The organism is Escherichia sp. E4930 (assembly GCF_005845405.1).
Classification (GTDB): Bacteria; Pseudomonadota; Gammaproteobacteria; order Enterobacterales; family Enterobacteriaceae; genus Escherichia.
The window spans coordinates 125,770-144,260 of record NZ_VCDZ01000021.1 but is presented as its reverse complement, the minus strand read 5'-3'; the positions used below and the strand labels follow the sequence as shown (position 1 = coordinate 144,260).

The following is an 18,491-nucleotide window of genomic DNA, read 5'->3' as shown; positions in this document are numbered from 1 at the left end:
CCGCGTCTTATCAGGCCTACAAAATAAGCATCTCGTAAGCCAGATAAGGCGCTCGCGCCGCATCCGGCACCGTGCTCAGATGCCTGATGCGACGCTTGTCGCGTCTTATCAGGCCTACAAAATGAGCAGTCCGTAGGCCGGATAAGGCGCTCGCGCCGCATCCGGCACTGTGCTCAGATGCCTGATGCGACGCTTGCAGCGTCTTATCAGGCCTACAAAATGAGCAGCCCGTAGGCCGGATAAGGCGTTCACGCCGCATCCGGCAACAAGTAATGTGCACCGTGACTGCAACCTATCCCAGTGGTTTCGCCAGCACCGGACTCTCCGCTACTTGCTGGCGCTTATAGCGACCATACAGCAGCAATGAGGACATCGCAGCAAACGAGAGCAGGGCAGCAGGCAACGCCACGTAATTATACGCCAGCCCCAGCGTCAGCATCATCCCGCCGCAATAAGCACCCACGGCGCTACCGAGGTTAAACGCTATTTGCCCTCCCGCGGCACCTAATAACTCCCCACCTTTGGCATTTTGCAGTAACAATATTTGCAGCGGTGCTGAAAGGGCAAATAATCCCGCGCAACAAATAAAAGCAAAAATAAGCGACGTTGTTTTCATACCGCCGAAGAAAAAGAGCATCAGCAGTGCCAGTACAATGATAAAGTCAGTCACTGCCGCAATGCGTAGCGGCGAGTAACGTCCGGAAATCCGGCCACTTAGCATATTCCCCAGCACCATCCCCAGTCCGACCAGCATCATAATGAAGGTCATCGCCGTTTCCGAAAAACCGGAAATAAACATCATGTAAGGTTTAACGTAACTAAACCAGGCAAACACACCTGCGTTGCCAAACATTGTGGCGGCGAAAATTAACCACGGGGCCGGGCTGCGCAAAAAGTGAAATTGTTCGCGCAGCTTTCCCTTCGCCTCGTCGCGAATATCCGGCACCCAAAAATAGACCGATGCCATCACCGCAATATTAAAAACAGCGATCAACAAAAAGGTGTAGCGCCAGCTAAATTCCTGACTTAAATACGTCCCCAGCGGAATGCCCAGCAAATTGGCGACTGTCATCCCGGAAACCATCCCCGCCACGGCGGCGGTGACTTTGCCGGGTTTGATAATTTTCGATAACACGATCGCGCCGACGCCAAAAAATGCGCCATGCGGAAAGCCGGAAACCAGCCGACCAATGGCAAGCATCAGGTAAGATGAAGAGAGCGTGAACATGGCGTTACCAATGACGCACAACGCCACCAGAAACAACAAGATATGTTTGAGTGAGTAGCGGCTGGAAAAGAGTGCGATGATCGGCGCACCGACCACCACCCCCAGCGCATAATACGAAATCATATGCCCGGCGGCAGGAATCGAAATTCCTACGTTATGCGCCAGCTCCGTGAGCACCCCCATAATGCCAAATTCGGCCATCCCCAAACCAAACGTACCCAGAGCCAAAGATAAAATAACTTTTTTCATACCACCATCACAACCAACAGAGCAGCTACGAATCACCGTAGCCAATAAAGTGATAGCTTGCAGGATAACGACCAGTCGGGCCAAGAGATAATTCGCCCCTCTGTATTCATTATCCTGCTGAATAGTTATTTCACCGCAAACGCGCTTTCCAGTTTACTGTAGCCCAGTCCGTTGATCTTCTTCACTTTAATCTGCACCGGAATACGCTCTTTCATCGCTTCAACGTGGCTAATCACCCCGATGGTTTTACCACTGGCGTTCAGGGCATCCAGCGCATCAAGGGCGGTATCCAGCGTTTCGCTATCCAGCGTGCCGAAACCTTCATCGAGGAACAGCGAGTCAATACGCGTTTTATGGCTGACCAGATCCGAAAGCGCCAGCGCCAGTGCCAGGCTCACGAGGAAACTTTCGCCGCCGGAAAGCGTACGGGTATCGCGCACCGCATCTGCCTGCCAGGTATCGACAACTTCGACCTCCAGCGCCTCGCTGGCTTTACGCTGTAACAGGTAGCGACCGTGCAGCCGGGTAAGTTGCTGGTTAGCCAGATGAACCAGATTGTCCAGCGTCAGCCCCTGAGCGAATTTACGGAATTTATCGCCCTCTTTGGAGCCAATCAGCGAATTAAGATATCCCCAGTCCTCAACCTGCTGCGTCGTCTGTGCAATTTGCTGCATTAAGGTTTGTTGTTGCTGACGGTTGTCTGCATCCTGCTTCAGCTGCTGGCGAATTTCCCCCTGGCGAGTGGTGTTTTCACGCAACTTTTGGTGAGTTTGCGCTAACTCTTGCTGAATCTGTTCCACCGTCGCCGTGAGATCCAGCCCGCCAGGTCGGTGTTGCTGATGCTGTGCCAGCGTTTCAGCTGTCTGAGTGGCCAGCGCTTGCGCCTGACGACGCTGGTTTTCCAGATTCTGTTTCAGCTGTTCCAGCTGCGTTAGCGTCTGCTCATCCATTAGCGCCGCAAGAAATGCCTGCTGATCGTCAAAAATGCTGTCCTGTAGCGCGGTGTCAAACTGCGCCTGAACTTTTTGCAGACTTTGCGCTGCCAGAACCTCCTGTTGCTGCAACGTTTGCTGCTGGCTTTGCAACGCGAGGCATTGTTCGTGAACTTGCCGCCAGTTTTCCAGCGCCACAGTTTCTTCGCTGTGCGGGAGTTCATCACTTTGCGGCAACGTTTCCAGAATCGGCGTCAGCTGCTGAATACGGTTTTGCAGCGCGGTTAATTCGTTCTGGCGTTGCTGCCAGCTCTGCGCTTCTTGCTGACGTGTCGCCAACCAGCTCTCTTCTTCCTCTTCCTGTGGCAATGTCAGTGCATAACCCGCCAATGCCGTTAAGAGTTGCTGCTGGCGTTGTTCAATTTGCTGTTGATACTGGATAATTTGCTGATTATGCGCGGCAATCTGCCCTTGTAATTCATGCCGTTGGCTGAGTAACCGCAGCTGGCGTTCGTGCTCATCTTGTGCATCCAGCCACGGTTGAATATCGTCCTGCGGCTGCAAGGTGATATTGAGGCTGGCCGTGACGGCTTGCCATTGTTGAGTAAGTGCTTGCTCATCTTGTCGGAGGCTTTGCGCTTCGTTTTCATCGCGCTGAAGCTGCTTCGTTAATGCATCCAGTTGCCCACGTAGCGCCGCACCTTCTTCACCGAGCTTTTTAACTTCGTTTTCCAGCGCCAGTAATCGAGACTGATTAACGCCAGGCTCCAGCGCCTGATACGCCTCGACCGCCGGGTGGCTGGTGGAACCACAAAGTGGGCAGGGCTGACCCGCCTGTAACTGTGCACGTTGAGCTTCCAGCGTTTTGATGCGCGCTTCCTGCTCGCAAATGGTTTTCACATCGGCAAGTTGTTGCGTTTTTTCTTTATAACGCTGGCGCATTTCGTTAAGTGCGGCATTACGTTGCGTCTGTTCCAGAGTGACATTCTGGATAGCGACCTGTAACTGCGCCAGACGTTTTTGTTGGGGAACAATCTGCCCATGCAGCGCAACCAGGCGTTGACGCAGTGGGCGTTGCTCAGCATGTTGCGCCTGGGCGCTAGCAACTTCATCGGCGGTTAACGTCAACGTGATCGCCGCAAGCGCATTAAGTTTTTGCTCAGCATGGGTTAACTGTTGCTGCCATTGCCGCAGATGCCCACGATCGCTGGTCTGCTGGGAGAACTGCGCACGCCAACCCGCCAGTTCGTTGTTCCACTGACGGAAGCGGTCGTGTTCCTGTAACCAGGCATTCAGGCTTTGTTGCTGCTGCTGTAATTCTGCTGACTGCTTCGCCGCGTGGTAGCGAATGCTCGCGCGAAGCGCCATTGTGCTCTGTAAGCGAGTATTTACTTCTTCAATCTGCTGGCGAGTATGCGTTAGCGCTGCGCTGTGTTCTGCGATGCGTTCCCAGTGCGGACGAAGATTTCGTGCCGGTTGTGCCAGGCTGAGCGCCGCCAGTTGCGGTTGTGCTTTTTCTTCTTCGGCTAACGCTTGTTGCAATGCCTGCTGACGGCGACTGGCTTCCTGCTGCAATTCGTCCAGACGCGTTAACCAGTTTAGCGATTGTTGTTCTTGCTGCTGCGCAGTGAGTAACCGTTTCTCTTCGTCAGTGAGTACCTGCAAACTTTCTGTCAGCGATTGCAGCTGTTCTGGTGCAAGTAACGCGACGCCGCTGGCCTGCGCTTGCAGCTTCTCCAGCTCTGTGCGGGCCGATTTATGCTGCTCAAAAACCATCGCAGAGATTTGCCCGTAGATTTCAGTGCCGGTTAACTCCTCGAGCAATTCCGCGCGTTCTTTCGGTTTCGCATTGAGGAAGGCAGCAAATTGCCCTTGTGAAAGCAGCATCGAACGGGTGAAGCGCCCGTAATCAAGCCCGGTTAACGTCGCCGTCAGTTCCAGCTTATCTTTCACTTTGTCGGCGAGAATTTTGCCGTCTGCGCAGCGCGCCAGCTCTACGCGTGGTACCTGCAAATTACCGTCCGGCTGGTTACGCGCCCGATTCTGGCTCCAGAACGCGCGATACGCTTCACCTTTCACTTCAAATTCCACTTCCGCCAGACATTCGGCGGTATCGCGGGTCATGAGATCATTTTGTGATTGCGAAACGTTAGAGAGGCGCGGGGTTTCGTGATACAGCGCCAGACAAATGGCGTCCAGCAGGGTGGTTTTCCCCGCACCTGTTGGGCCGGTAATGGCAAACAGCCCGTTGCTGGCGAACGGCTCGCGGGTGAAATCAATCTTCCATTCGCCTTTTAATGAGTTCAGGTTTTTCAGGCGCAGGCTGAGAATTTTCATGCTTCGTGTTCTCCGGCGAGGGTCTGCAACGTCGTGGCGAAAAGATTCTGTAGACGTTGCTGCTGCGATTCATCCAGTTCTTCCAGTGCCAGACGGCGATTGAACACCTCTTCGACGCTGAGTTCGCTGAGGGTTTCACGCTGTTGGCTGGCTAACACACGCTCGCGCTGTTCACGACTCCGGCGCACCAGCAATACTTCGACAGGCAATGATTCGGTTAATGCCTGGATTTTGCGCTGAATATCATGCAGATACTCATCGGTAGTGATTTCGATATCCAGCCAGACAGGTGGCTCCTGTGATACATCGCGCCACTGTTCCAGCTGTTCGGTAATCGACGCCAAATCGCCTTTCAGCACTGCCATCGGTTGCGTTACTGGTACGTTCAGGTTTTCCACGCTCTCTAATTTGCCGTTTGAAAATGTCACCAGATGGACATATTTACTCTTACCGCATTCATCAAAACTTAGTGGAATGGGGGAACCGCAATAGCGAACATGTTCCATGCCGCCAATAATCTGCGCGCGGTGAATATGCCCGAGCGCGATGTAGTCGGCTGGTGGAAAGTTTTGTGCCGGAAACGCGTCCAGCGTGCCAATATAAATGTCACGCACGGCGTCACTTTTACTGGCACCCACGGTCGTTAAATGTCCCGTGGCGATGATGGGCAGATGCTGATCGCCGCGCAGTTTGCAGGCATCGGCATAATGTTGTTGATAATAATCAGTAATAGCCGCCAGCAAATGCTGCTGTTTTTCAATACCGTTAAGCCCCGCCTGGCTGGTAATAATGTCACGCGGGCGTAAAAAAGGAATGGGACACAGCACTGCGCCTGGCGTCCCGTCGCGACGAGGCAATATTTGCGGCGCATGTCCGGCGCTGGCGACCACGGTAGTATTGAGGAACGCCATGATATCGCGCGATTCATTCAGCGTGGCGACCGAATCATGGTTTCCCGCCAGTACCACCAGATGACAGCCCGTTTGCTGTAAATTGACAACAAAACGGTTATATAAAGTACGGGCGTAACTGGGCGGCGAACCGGTATCGAAAACATCACCGGCAACAATAATCGCATCCACCTGATGGGTTTGTGCTGTCTCCAGCAGCCAGTCAAGAAAAGCCTGATGCTCAGCTTCGCGGCTTTTACTGTAGAAGTTCTGGCCGAGATGCCAGTCTGAAGTGTGAAGGATGCGCATAACGATTCTCTGGCGAAAAAGCATGGGCGCGATTATACCCAAACAGGTGCGCTATTTGCTTTTTTCTGCACCACAGAAATCAATAACCTGAAGATATGTGCGACGAGCTTTTCATAAATCTGTCATAAATCTGACGCATAATGACGTCGCATTAATGATCGCAATCTATTTATTACAACAGGGCAAATCATGGCGAGACGTATTCTGGTCGTAGAAGATGAAGCTCCAATTCGCGAAATGGTCTGCTTCGTGCTCGAGCAAAATGGCTTCCAGCCGGTCGAAGCGGAAGATTATGACAGTGCTGTGAACCAACTGAATGAACCCTGGCCGGATTTAATTCTCCTCGACTGGATGTTACCCGGCGGCTCCGGTATCCAGTTCATCAAACATCTCAAGCGTGAGTCGATGACCCGTGATATTCCGGTTGTGATGTTGACCGCCAGAGGGGAAGAAGAAGATCGCGTGCGCGGCCTTGAAACCGGTGCGGATGACTATATCACCAAGCCGTTTTCGCCGAAGGAGCTGGTGGCGCGAATCAAAGCGGTAATGCGCCGTATATCGCCGATGGCGGTGGAAGAGGTGATTGAGATGCAGGGGCTAAGTCTCGACCCGACATCTCACCGGGTGATGGCGGGCGAAGAACCGCTGGAGATGGGGCCAACTGAATTTAAACTGCTGCACTTTTTTATGACGCATCCCGAGCGCGTGTACAGTCGCGAGCAACTGTTAAATCACGTCTGGGGAACCAACGTATATGTGGAAGACCGCACGGTCGATGTCCACATTCGCCGCCTGCGTAAAGCACTGGAGCCCGGCGGGCATGACCGCATGGTGCAGACCGTACGCGGTACAGGATATCGTTTTTCAACCCGTTTTTAACGCCTTGCTCATCGGACGCAGAGCAGGGCTTATGATTTCTTAACTGGAGTATCTTACGTGCTGGAACGGCTGTCGTGGAAAAGGCTGGTGCTGGAGCTGCTACTTTGCTGCCTCCCGGCTTTCATCCTGGGTGCATTTTTTGGTTACCTGCCCTGGTTTTTGCTGGCATCGGTAACAGGACTGCTTATCTGGCATTTCTGGAATTTATTGCGCCTTTCATGGTGGCTGTGGGTAGATCGCAGTATGACCCCGCCACCGGGGCGTGGTAGCTGGGAACCGCTGCTGTACGGTTTACACCAGATGCAACTGCGTAATAAAAAACGCCGCCGCGAGCTGGGTAATCTTATCAAACGCTTTCGTAGCGGCGCGGAGTCGCTACCCGATGCGGTGGTGCTGACCACGGAAGAGGGTGGGATTTTCTGGTGTAATGGTCTGGCGCAACAAATTCTTGGTCTGCGCTGGCCGGAAGATAACGGGCAGAACATCCTTAACCTGCTGCGTTATCCGGAGTTTACGCAATATCTGAAAACGCGTGATTTTTCTCGCCCGCTCAATCTGGTGCTCAACACCGGGCGGCATCTGGAAATTCGCGTCATGCCTTATACCCATAAACAGCTGCTGATGGTGGCGCGAGATGTCACGCAAATGCATCAACTGGAAGGGGCGCGGCGCAACTTTTTCGCCAACGTAAGCCATGAGTTACGCACGCCATTGACCGTGTTACAGGGTTACCTGGAGATGATGGATGAGCAGCCGCTGGAAGGCGCGGTACGCGAAAAAGCGTTGCACACCATGCGTGAGCAGACTCAGCGGATGGAAGGGCTGGTGAAGCAGTTGCTGACCTTGTCGAAAATTGAAGCCGCGCCGACGCAGTTGCTGAATGAGAAGGTTGATGTGCCGATGATGCTGCGCGTCGTTGAGCGTGAAGCTCAGACGCTGAGCCAGCAAAAACAGACATTTACCTTTGAGATTGATAACGGCCTCAAAGTGTCTGGTAGCGAAGACCAGTTACGCAGTGCGATTTCGAATCTGGTCTATAACGCCGTGAATCATACACCGGAAGGTACCCATATCACCGTACGCTGGCAGCGAGTACCGCACGGTGCCGAATTTAGTGTTGAAGATAATGGACCGGGCATCGCACCGGAGCATATTCCGCGCCTGACCGAGCGTTTTTATCGCGTTGATAAAGCGCGTTCCCGACAAACTGGCGGTAGCGGGTTGGGGTTAGCGATCGTGAAGCATGCGGTAAATCATCATGAAAGTCGGCTCAATATTGAAAGTACGGTGGGCAAAGGTACGCGTTTCAGTTTTGTTCTGCCGGAACGTTTAATTGCCAAAAATAGCGATTAATCCGCCTTTGTCATTTTTTGTTGCCATAAGCCAGCCGATGCTGGCTTTTTTTCTTTGCAGTCAAAAAACGGGCGCTGAATTTTACCATGTCTGGTGATTTTTTGTTCGCATGATAAGCCATATCTTTTTCACGGAAATAGTGTTTTATACTGGTTGGTGATTTCTTATCGCTATATACCTCTGGTTTTTAGATCCCTCCTTGCTTTAAAACGTTATAAGCGTTTAAATTGCGCTTCAGGTGCTGTCATACTGACTGCATTCACGCGGTAAATCGAAAAACTATTCTTCGCCGCGCCTGGTTGGGAGTATTTCCCGCTAAAATTGTTTAAATATACCGCTGTATCATCCCCAGGGATTGGCACAAAATTTAACGTTACAACACCACATCCACAGGCAGTATGATTTATGACCCATCAGTTAAGATCGCGCGATATCATCGCTCTGGGCTTTATGACATTTGCGTTGTTCGTTGGCGCAGGTAACATTATTTTCCCTCCTATGGTCGGCTTGCAGGCAGGCGAACACGTCTGGACTGCGGCATTCGGCTTCCTCATTACTGCCGTTGGTCTGCCGGTATTAACGGTAGTGGCGCTGGCGAAAGTTGGCGGCGGCGTTGACAGTCTGAGCACACCAATCGGTAAAGTCGCAGGGGTGCTGCTGGCAACGGTCTGCTACCTGGCGGTAGGGCCGTTGTTTGCAACACCGCGTACGGCAACTGTCTCCTTTGAAGTGGGCATTGCGCCGCTGACGGGTGACTCCGCACTGCCGCTGTTTATCTACAGCCTGGTCTATTTCGCTATCGTTATTCTGGTTTCGCTCTATCCGGGCAAGCTGCTGGATACCGTGGGCAACTTCCTTGCGCCGCTGAAAATTATCGCGCTGGTCATCCTGTCTGTTGCGGCGATTATCTGGCCTGCGGGTTCTATCAGCACGGCGACTGAGGCTTATCAAAACGCTGCGTTTTCTAACGGCTTCGTTAACGGCTATCTGACTATGGATACGCTGGGCGCGATGGTGTTTGGTATCGTTATTGTCAATGCGGCGCGTTCTCGCGGCGTTACCGAAGCGCGTCTGCTGACCCGTTATACCGTCTGGGCTGGCCTGATGGCAGGCGTTGGTTTGACTCTGCTGTACCTGGCGCTGTTCCGTCTGGGTTCAGACAGCGCGTCGCTGGTTGATCAATCCGCGAACGGTGCCGCTATTCTGCATGCTTACGTTCAGCACACCTTTGGCGGCGGCGGTAGCTTCCTGCTGGCGGCGTTAATCTTCATCGCTTGTCTGGTCACGGCGGTTGGTCTGACCTGCGCTTGTGCGGAATTCTTCGCCCAATACATCCCGCTCTCATACCGTACGCTGGTGTTTATCCTCGGCGGCTTCTCGATGGTGGTGTCTAATCTGGGCTTGAGCCAGCTGATTCAGATATCTGTACCGGTGCTGACTGCCATTTATCCGCCGTGTATCGCACTGGTTGTATTAAGTTTTACACGCTCATGGTGGCATAATTCGTCCCGCGTGATTGCTCCGCCGATGTTTATCAGCCTGCTTTTTGGTATTCTCGACGGGATCAAAGCATCTGCATTCAGCGATATTTTACCGTCCTGGGCGCAGCGTTTACCGCTGGCCGAACAAGGTCTGGCGTGGTTAATGCCAACGGTGGTGATGGTGGTTCTGGCCATTATCTGGGATCGCGCAGCAGGTCGTCAGGTGACCTCCAGCGCCCACTAAATCACTGTAAATTTGTTTTAACCACGGGGCTGCGATGCCCCGTGGTTTTTTTATTGTGTTGATGGGTTAGGAATTGATGGAAAGTAAGAACAAGCTAAAGCGTGGGCTAAGTACCCGACACATACGCTTTATGGCACTGGGTTCAGCAATTGGCACCGGGTTGTTTTACGGTTCGGCGGACGCCATCAAAATGGCCGGGCCGAGCGTGTTGTTGGCCTATATTATCGGTGGTGTCGCGGCGTATATCATTATGCGTGCGCTGGGAGAAATGTCGGTACATAACCCGGCCGCCAGCTCTTTCTCGCGTTATGCGCAGGAAAACCTTGGCCCGCTGGCAGGTTATATCACCGGCTGGACCTACTGCTTTGAAATCCTTATTGTCGCCATCGCCGATGTCACCGCTTTCGGTATCTATATGGGCGTCTGGTTCCCGACGGTGCCGCACTGGATATGGGTGTTGAGCGTGGTGCTGATTATCTGCGCCATTAACCTGATGAGCGTGAAAGTCTTTGGTGAGCTGGAGTTCTGGTTCTCGTTCTTTAAAGTCGCCACCATTATCATCATGATCGTTGCTGGTTTCGGTATCATCATTTGGGGGATTGGCAACGGCGGGCAACCGACCGGTATCCATAACCTGTGGAGCAACGGCGGCTTCTTCAGTAACGGCTGGCTTGGCATGGTGATGTCGTTGCAAATGGTGATGTTTGCTTACGGTGGGATCGAAATTATCGGGATTACCGCCGGTGAAGCGAAAGATCCTGAGAAATCGATTCCGCGTGCGATTAACTCCGTGCCGATGCGTATTCTGGTGTTCTATGTTGGTACGCTGTTCGTCATTATGTCTATCTATCCGTGGAATCAGGTAGGTACTGCTGGTAGCCCGTTCGTGCTGACGTTCCAGCATTTGGGGATTACCTTTGCCGCCAGCATTCTTAACTTCGTTGTGCTGACTGCTTCGCTGTCGGCAATTAACAGCGATGTGTTTGGTGTAGGCCGTATGCTGCACGGCATGGCAGAGCAGGGCAGTGCGCCGAAAATTTTCAGCAAAACGTCGCGTCGCGGTATTCCGTGGGTCACGGTGCTGGTCATGACTACCGCGCTGCTGTTTGCTGTGTATCTGAACTACATCATGCCGGAAAACGTCTTCCTGGTGATTGCCTCGCTGGCGACCTTCGCTACCGTGTGGGTGTGGATTATGATCCTGCTGTCGCAGATTGCCTTCCGTCGCCGCCTGCCGCCAGAAGAAGTTAAAGCGCTGAAATTTAAAGTCCCTGGCGGAGTTGCAACGACCATCACGGGGCTGGTTTTCCTGGTCTTTATCATCGGACTGATCGGTTATCACCCTGAAACGCGTATCTCGCTGTATGTTGGTTTCGCGTGGATTGTGGTGCTGTTGATTGGCTGGATGTTTAAACGCCGCCACGATCGCCAGTTGGCAGAAAACCACTAATTCCCGCCTTTTGTCGCCGGATCAGGAGCAAAACCTGATCCGGCTATTCCGAAAATTATCCGCCCCCATCCTCATCCCCCAAATATCCTTCAGATGATGAGTGATCCTGCATTAGGCTATGGCAAGGTGAACACATTTTCATCACAGGGGAATTATGATGTTAAATGCATGGCACCTGCCGGTGCCCCCGTTTGTTAAGCAAAGCAAAGATCAACTGCTCATTACACTGTGGCTGACGGGCGAAGAGCCGCCACAGCGCATTATGTTGCGCATGGAAAACGATAACGAAGAAACATCAATACCGATGCATAAACAGCGCAGCCAGCCGCAGCCTGGTGTGACGGCGTGGCGGGGAGCGCTCTCTCTCGCCACCGGGCAACCACGGCGGCGCTACAGTTTCAAATTGCTGTGGCACGATCGCCAGCGTTGGTTTACGCCGCAAGGTTTCAGCCCAATACCACCAGCACGGTTGGAACAGTTTGCCGTCGATGTGCCGGATATCGGACCACAATGGGCGGCGGATCAGATTTTTTATCAGATCTTCCCGGATCGTTTTGCCCGGAGTCTGCCTCGTAATGCCGATCAGGATCATGTCTATTATCATCACGCCGCCGGGCGGGAAATCATATTGCGTGACTGGGATGAACCGGTCACGGCACAGGCGGGCGGATCAACGTTCTATGGCGGCGATCTGGACGGGATAAGCGAAAAACTGCCGTACCTGAAAAAACTCGGGGTGACGGCGCTGTATCTTAATCCGGTGTTTAAAGCACCCAGCGTGCATAAATACGATACCGAAGATTATCGCCACGTCGATCCGCAGTTTGGCGGCGACGGGGCGTTGCTGCGTTTGAGACACAACACGCAGCAGCAAGGAATGCGCCTGATGCTGGACGGCGTGTTTAACCACAGTGGCGATTCTCATGCCTGGTTTGACAGGCACAATCGCGGGACGGGCGGCGCTTGCCATAACCCCGAATCGCCCTGGCGCGACTGGTACTCGTTTCGCGATGACGGCACGGCGCTCGATTGGCTGGGCTATGCCAGCCTGCCAAAACTGGATTATCAGTCGGAAAGTCTGGTAAATGAAATTTATCGCGGTGAAGACAGCATTGTCCGTCACTGGCTAAAAGCGCCGTGGAATATGGACGGCTGGCGGCTGGATGTGGTGCATATGCTGGGGGAAGCGGGCGGGGCGCGCAATAATTTGCAGCATGTCGCCGGAATCACTGAGGCGGCGAAAGAAACCCAGCCAGAAGCGTACATCGTCGGTGAATATTTTGGCGATGCGCGGCAATGGTTACAGGCCGATGTGGAAGATGCATCGATGAACTATCGCGGCTTTACTTTTCCGCTGTGGGGCTTTCTCGCTAATACCGATGTCTCTTACGATCCGCAGCAGATTAACGCTCAAATCTGTATGACCTGGATGGACAATTACCGTGCCGGGCTTTCTCATCAACAGCAACTGCGTATGTTTAACCAGCTCGATAGTCACGATACCGCGCGATTTAAAACGTTACTCGGACGGGATGTTGCGCGTCTGCCACTGGCGGTCGTCTGGCTGTTCACCTGGCCTGGTGTGCCGTGTATTTATTACGGCGATGAAGTGGGGCTGGACGGCAATAACGATCCATTTTGTCGTAAACCGTTTCCCTGGGACCCGGAAAAACAAGATACGGAGCTATTCGCGCTATACCAGCGAATGATTGCGCTGCGTAAGAAGAGCCTGGCATTGCGTCGTGGCGGCTGTCAGGTGTTGTATGCGGAAGATAACGTGGTGGTGTTTGTGCGTGTGCTCAATCAGCAGCGTGTGCTAGTGGCAATCAACCGTGGCGAAGCGTGTGAAGTGGTGCTACCCGCATCGCCGTTGCTTAATGTCGCGCAATGGCAATGCAAAGAAGGGAACGGACAACGGGTTGATGGGATCCTGGCGTTGCCCGCGATATCAGCCACGGTGTGGATGAATTAATACCTTACAACGCTTTGCGTGACGCCTGCTCCATCATCCGCGGATAAAATTGCCAGAAGCGGGTTTCAAGGGCGTCGTAATGGGTGTCTAAATCGTACCAGGAGTCACGCAGAGCATCCAGACGTGGGCGACGGCTTGCCATGCCGTTTAACACGCTCTGGATGAAATCCATATCGCGATAGCGCACCAGCCATTGCTCTGACCATAAGTAATTATTCAGATTGATAAAGCGCGGCGGTGAGTCCGGCAAAATCGTCATCACTTGTTCGCGGGCATAACAGACAAATTCCTGTAGCGGAAAGTCCGGCGACAGCTGCGACCAGTGGCGGGAAAGAAAGTGATCCCACATCACATCCAGCGTAATAGGCGCAACGCGGCGAGTTTCGTTGCGAAACCACTCCCGCGCTTCGCGGACTTCCGGCAGATTGTCGGTTAACACATCGATACGCCGATGCATATGAATACCTGCAACCACGTCGGGCGGAAAACTTTCGTCAGGATTTCCGCGAACAAAATCAGCCAGTAAATTGCCGGAAAGCGAACTTTCAGCGAGATGGGCTAAATGCAGGTGAGCTAAAAAATTCATCGATTATATTCTATCCAAAGGGGGGTAAAGGTTGCAGGGAGAGCGCCCCGGCACTAGACTACCCGCCTCTTATTTTAGTCTGAGTCAGTGTCATGCGCGTTACCGATTTCTCCTTTGAATTGCCCGAATCCCTGATTGCCCACTATCCCATGCCTGAACGCAGTAGCTGTCGTTTACTGTCGCTGGACGGGCCGACGGGCGCGCTGACGCACGGTACTTTCACCGATTTACTCGACAAGCTCAACCCCGGCGATCTTCTGGTTTTTAATAATACCCGCGTGATCCCGGCGCGCCTGTTTGGGCGAAAATCCAGCGGCGGTAAAATTGAAGTGCTGGTTGAGCGGATGCTCGACGACAAACGCATTCTCGCGCATATTCGCGCCTCGAAAGCGCCAAAACCGGGCGCTGAACTGCTGCTGGGCGATGACGAAAGCATCAAAGCAACAATGACCGCTCGTCACGGCGCGCTGTTTGAAGTCGAATTTAACGATGAGCGCTCGGTGCTGGATATTCTCAACAGCATCGGCCATATGCCACTGCCGCCGTACATCGACCGTCCGGACGAAGATGCAGACCGCGAACTTTATCAAACGGTTTATAGCGAAAAACCAGGCGCGGTAGCAGCACCGACCGCCGGACTGCACTTTGACGAACCGCTGCTGGAAAAATTACGCGCCAAAGGCGTGGAGATGGCATTCGTGACTCTGCATGTGGGGGCGGGTACCTTCCAGCCGGTACGCGTCGACACCATTGAAGACCACATCATGCACTCGGAATATGCAGAAGTGCCGCAGGATGTGGTTGACGCAGTGCTGGCTGCGAAAGCGCGTGGTAACCGGGTGATTGCGGTTGGCACCACCTCTGTTCGCTCGCTTGAGAGCGCGGCCCAGGCGGCGAAAAACGATCTGATTGAACCGTTTTTCGATGATACACAAATCTTTATCTATCCCGGCTTCCAGTACAAAGTGGTCGATGCGCTGGTGACTAACTTCCACCTGCCGGAGTCAACGCTGATTATGCTGGTTTCCGCATTTGCCGGTTATCAACACACCATGAACGCCTATAAAGCGGCAGTAGAAGAGAAATATCGCTTTTTTAGTTACGGTGATGCGATGTTTATCACGTACAATCCGCAGGCAATTAATGAGCGCGTCGGGGAGTAATTCCGCGGCGCTGGTTTAAACGTTGGACTGTTTTTCTGACGTAGTGGAGAAAAAATGAAATTTGAACTGGACACCACCGACGGTCGCGCACGCCGTGGCCGCCTGGTCTTCGATCGTGGCGTAGTGGAAACGCCTTGTTTTATGCCTGTTGGCACCTACGGCACCGTAAAAGGGATGACGCCGGAAGAAGTTGAAGCCACTGGCGCGCAAATTATTCTGGGTAACACTTTCCACCTGTGGCTACGCCCGGGTCAGGAAATCATGAAACTGCATGGCGATCTGCACGATTTTATGCAGTGGAAAGGCCCGATCCTTACCGACTCCGGCGGCTTCCAGGTCTTCAGTCTCGGCGATATCCGTAAAATCACCGAACAGGGCGTGCACTTCCGTAACCCCATTAACGGCGACCCGATTTTCCTCGATCCCGAAAAATCGATGGAGATTCAATACGATCTTGGCTCAGACATCGTCATGATTTTTGACGAGTGTACGCCGTATCCTGCTGACTGGGATTACGCGAAGCGCTCTATGGAGATGTCGCTGCGTTGGGCGAAGCGTAGCCGCGAGCGTTTTGACAGCCTCGGCAACAAAAATGCGCTCTTTGGTATCATTCAGGGCAGCGTTTACGAAGATTTACGTGATATCTCTGTTAAAGGTCTGGTAGATATCGGTTTTGATGGCTACGCTGTCGGCGGTCTGGCTGTGGGTGAGCCTAAAGCAGATATGCACCGTATCCTGGAGCATGTGTGCCCGCAAATTCCGGCAGACAAACCACGTTACCTGATGGGCGTTGGTAAACCGGAAGACCTGGTTGAAGGCGTGCGCCGCGGTATCGATATGTTTGACTGCGTAATGCCAACACGTAATGCGCGTAACGGTCATCTGTTCGTGACCGATGGCGTGGTGAAAATCCGTAATGCGAAGTATAAGAGCGACACTGGCCCGCTCGATCCTGAGTGTGATTGCTACACCTGTCGCAATTATTCACGTGCCTACTTGCATCATCTCGACCGTTGCAACGAAATATTAGGCGCGCGACTCAACACCATTCATAACCTTCGTTACTACCAGCGTTTGATGGCGGGTTTACGCAAGGCTATTGAAGAGGGTAAATTAGAGAGCTTCGTAGCTGATTTTTACCAGCGTCAGGGGCGAGAAGTACCACCTTTGAACGTTGATTAATATTAATAATGAGGGAAATTTAATGAGCTTTTTTATTTCTGATGCGGTAGCGGCAACGGGTGCTCCGGCACAAGGTAGCCCGATGTCTTTGATTTTGATGCTGGTGGTATTCGGTCTGATTTTCTATTTCATGATCCTGCGCCCACAGCAGAAGCGCACCAAAGAACACAAAAAGCTGATGGACTCCATCGCGAAAGGTGATGAAGTGCTGACGAACGGTGGCCTGGTCGGTCGCGTAACCAAAGTAGCAGAAAACGGCTACATTGCTATCGCGCTGAATGACACCACTGAAGTAGTTATTAAACGTGACTTCGTAGCCGCCGTTCTGCCGAAAGGCACCATGAAGGCGCTGTAATTAAAATTTTTCCCTAAGGGAATTGCCGTGTTAAACCGTTATCCTTTGTGGAAGTACGTCATGCTGATCGTGGTGATTGTCATCGGTCTGCTGTATGCGCTTCCCAACCTGTTTGGTGAGGATCCGGCTGTTCAGATCACTGGCGCGCGCGGAGTCGCCGCCAGTGAGCAAACGCTGATCCAGGTCCAGAAAACGTTACAAGAAGAAAAAATAACTGCTAAGTCTGTGGCACTGGAAGAGGGCGCTATTCTTGCGCGCTTCGACTCCACTGACACCCAGCTACGCGCTCGTGAAGCATTAATGGGCATTCTGGGTGACAAATATGTCGTGGCGCTTAACCTTGCCCCGGCTACGCCGCGCTGGCTGGCAGCTATTCACGCTGAGCCGATGAAGCTCGGCCTTGACTTGCGTGGCGGCGTTCACTTCCTGATGGAAGTGGATATGGACACTGCGCTTGGCAAACTTCAGGAACAAAATATCGATAGCCTGCGCAGCGATCTGCGTGAAAAAGGCATCCCGTATACCACTGTTCGTAAAGAAAATAATTACGGTCTGAGCATCACTTTCCGCGATGGCAACGCCCGTGATGAAGCCATTGCATATCTGAGCAAGCGTCATCCTGATCTGGTGATTAGCAGCCAGGGTAGCAACCAACTGCGTGCGGTCATGAGCGATGCGCGTCTCAGTGAAGCGCGTGAATATGCGGTGCAGCAGAACATTAACATCCTGCGTAACCGTGTAAACCAGCTTGGTGTGGCGGAGCCTGTAGTACAACGTCAGGGCGCAGACCGCATTGTCGTAGAGCTGCCAGGTATTCAGGATACCGCTCGCGCGAAAGAGATTCTTGGCGCGACCGCGACGCTGGAGTTCCGTCTGGTAAACACCAACGTTGACCAGGCCGCTGCTGCATCTGGCCGCGTACCGGGCGACTCTGAAGTGAAACAGACCCGCGAAGGTCAGCCGGTTGTGCTGTACAAACGCGTAATTCTGACCGGTGACCATATCACCGACTCCACTTCCAGCCAGGACGAATACAACCAGCCGCAGGTTAACATCTCGCTCGATAGCGCTGGTGGCAACATCATGTCTAACTTCACTAAGGACAACATCGGCAAACCGATGGCGACCCTGTTTGTGGAGTACAAAGACAGCGGTAAGAAAGATGCTAACGGTCGTGCGGTTCTGGTGAAACAGGAAGAGGTGATTAACATCGCGAATATCCAGTCTCGTCTGGGTAACAGCTTCCGTATCACTGGTATCAACAACCCGAACGAAGCGCGTCAGCTGTCGCTGCTGCTGCGTGCCGGTGCGTTGATCGCGCCGATTCAGATTGTTGAAGAACGTACCATTGGCCCGACTCTGGGTATGCAGAACATTGAACAGGGGCTGGAAGCGTGTCTGGCTGGCCTGCTGGTTTCTATTCTGTTCATGATCCTCTTCTATAAGAAGTTTGGTCTGATTGCGACCAGTGCTCTGATTGCGAACTTGATCTTGATTGTCGGCATTATGTCGCTGTTGCCAGGCGCAACGCTGAGTATGCCGGGTATCGCGGGTATCGTCTTAACCCTTGCGGTAGCGGTCGATGCTAACGTACTGATCAACGAACGTATTAAAGAAGAGTTAAGCAACGGGCGTACTGTTCAGCAGGCAATTGATGAAGGTTATCGTGGCGCGTTCAGTTCCATCTTCGATGCGAACATCACCACGCTGATTAAAGTCATCATCCTGTACGCGGTGGGTACCGGGGCAATTAAAGGGTTCGCGATTACTACCGGTATCGGTGTGGCGACGTCGATGTTTACCGCGATTGTCGGTACGCGTGCCATCGTAAACCTGCTATATGGCGGCAAGCGCGTCAAGAAGCTGTCAATCTGAGGAGTG

At 52.9% G+C, this 18,491-nt stretch carries 13 protein-coding genes; 9 read left to right on the top strand and 4 right to left on the bottom strand.

The annotated features are described in order from the left end of the window. Positions 1–292: 292 nt before the first annotated feature. The 3 genes from araJ to sbcD all read right to left on the bottom strand — a co-directional run bounded on the left by araJ (position 293) and on the right by sbcD (position 5,945). The gene (gene araJ / locus FFT88_RS20560) at positions 293–1,477 is read right to left on the bottom strand and encodes an MFS transporter AraJ (protein ID WP_135403900.1); all 1,185 of its coding nucleotides are present in this window, start codon (positions 1,475–1,477) and stop codon (positions 293–295) included. 125 nt (positions 1,478–1,602) lie between these two features. Beyond that, entirely contained in the window at positions 1,603–4,746 is a 3,144-nt protein-coding gene (sbcC, locus tag FFT88_RS20555; RefSeq protein ID WP_135403899.1) for an exonuclease subunit SbcC, read from the bottom strand. After that, positions 4,743–5,945, bottom strand: a complete 1,203-nt coding sequence (gene sbcD / locus FFT88_RS20550; protein WP_135403898.1) for an exonuclease subunit SbcD — start codon at positions 5,943–5,945, stop codon at positions 4,743–4,745. Before sbcD ends, sbcC begins: the two co-directional genes overlap by 4 nt. Positions 5,946–6,134: 189 nt before the next feature. Here sbcD and phoB point away from each other — a divergent pair, with 189 nt between their 5' ends. The 5 genes from phoB (at position 6,135) to malZ (ending at position 13,324) form a co-directional block, all read left to right on the top strand. Further along, positions 6,135–6,824, top strand: coding sequence for a phosphate response regulator transcription factor PhoB (phoB, locus tag FFT88_RS20545; protein WP_000113933.1), 690 nt, complete (start codon positions 6,135–6,137; stop codon positions 6,822–6,824). Between the two features lie 57 nt (positions 6,825–6,881). Further along, positions 6,882–8,177 carry a phosphate regulon sensor histidine kinase PhoR gene (phoR, locus tag FFT88_RS20540; RefSeq protein ID WP_130206215.1) on the top strand — a complete coding sequence of 432 codons (1,296 nt, stop codon included), beginning with the start codon at positions 6,882–6,884 and terminating at the stop codon, positions 8,175–8,177. A gap of 405 nt (positions 8,178–8,582) precedes the next feature. After that, positions 8,583–9,902, top strand: a complete 1,320-nt coding sequence (gene brnQ / locus FFT88_RS20535) for a branched-chain amino acid transporter carrier protein BrnQ (protein WP_135403897.1) — start codon at positions 8,583–8,585, stop codon at positions 9,900–9,902. A gap of 76 nt (positions 9,903–9,978) precedes the next feature. Then, complete coding sequence (gene proY / locus FFT88_RS20530; RefSeq protein WP_135403896.1) at positions 9,979–11,352, top strand: proline-specific permease ProY; 1,374 nt, start codon at positions 9,979–9,981, stop codon at positions 11,350–11,352. 154 nt (positions 11,353–11,506) lie between these two features. Then, positions 11,507–13,324 carry a maltodextrin glucosidase gene (malZ, locus tag FFT88_RS20525; protein WP_130215420.1) on the top strand — a complete coding sequence of 606 codons (1,818 nt, stop codon included), beginning with the start codon at positions 11,507–11,509 and terminating at the stop codon, positions 13,322–13,324. Between the two features lie 4 nt (positions 13,325–13,328). On the opposite strand, the gene acpH is transcribed toward malZ, so the two are convergent. Further along, a complete protein-coding gene (acpH, locus tag FFT88_RS20520) occupies positions 13,329–13,910 on the bottom strand; it encodes an ACP phosphodiesterase (RefSeq protein ID WP_130223247.1) in 582 nt (193 codons plus the stop codon). Positions 13,911–14,002: 92 nt separating this feature from the next. Here acpH and queA point away from each other — a divergent pair, with 92 nt between their 5' ends. The 4 genes from queA to secD are packed head-to-tail and all read left to right on the top strand — an operon-like array spanning position 14,003 to position 18,485. Beyond that, positions 14,003–15,073 (top strand): tRNA preQ1(34) S-adenosylmethionine ribosyltransferase-isomerase QueA, encoded by a 1,071-nt coding sequence (gene queA, locus FFT88_RS20515; RefSeq protein WP_135403895.1) that lies wholly within the window; start codon positions 14,003–14,005, stop codon positions 15,071–15,073. Between the two features lie 54 nt (positions 15,074–15,127). Next, positions 15,128–16,255 carry a tRNA guanosine(34) transglycosylase Tgt gene (gene tgt / locus FFT88_RS20510; protein WP_000667317.1) on the top strand — a complete coding sequence of 376 codons (1,128 nt, stop codon included), beginning with the start codon at positions 15,128–15,130 and terminating at the stop codon, positions 16,253–16,255. 22 nt (positions 16,256–16,277) lie between these two features. Then, complete coding sequence (gene yajC, locus FFT88_RS20505) at positions 16,278–16,610, top strand: preprotein translocase subunit YajC (protein WP_000007629.1); 333 nt, start codon at positions 16,278–16,280, stop codon at positions 16,608–16,610. A gap of 27 nt (positions 16,611–16,637) precedes the next feature. After that, positions 16,638–18,485: a protein translocase subunit SecD gene (gene secD / locus FFT88_RS20500; RefSeq protein WP_130215424.1), complete on the top strand. Its 1,848-nt coding sequence runs from the start codon at positions 16,638–16,640 to the stop codon at positions 18,483–18,485. Positions 18,486–18,491: the final 6 nt, after the last annotated feature.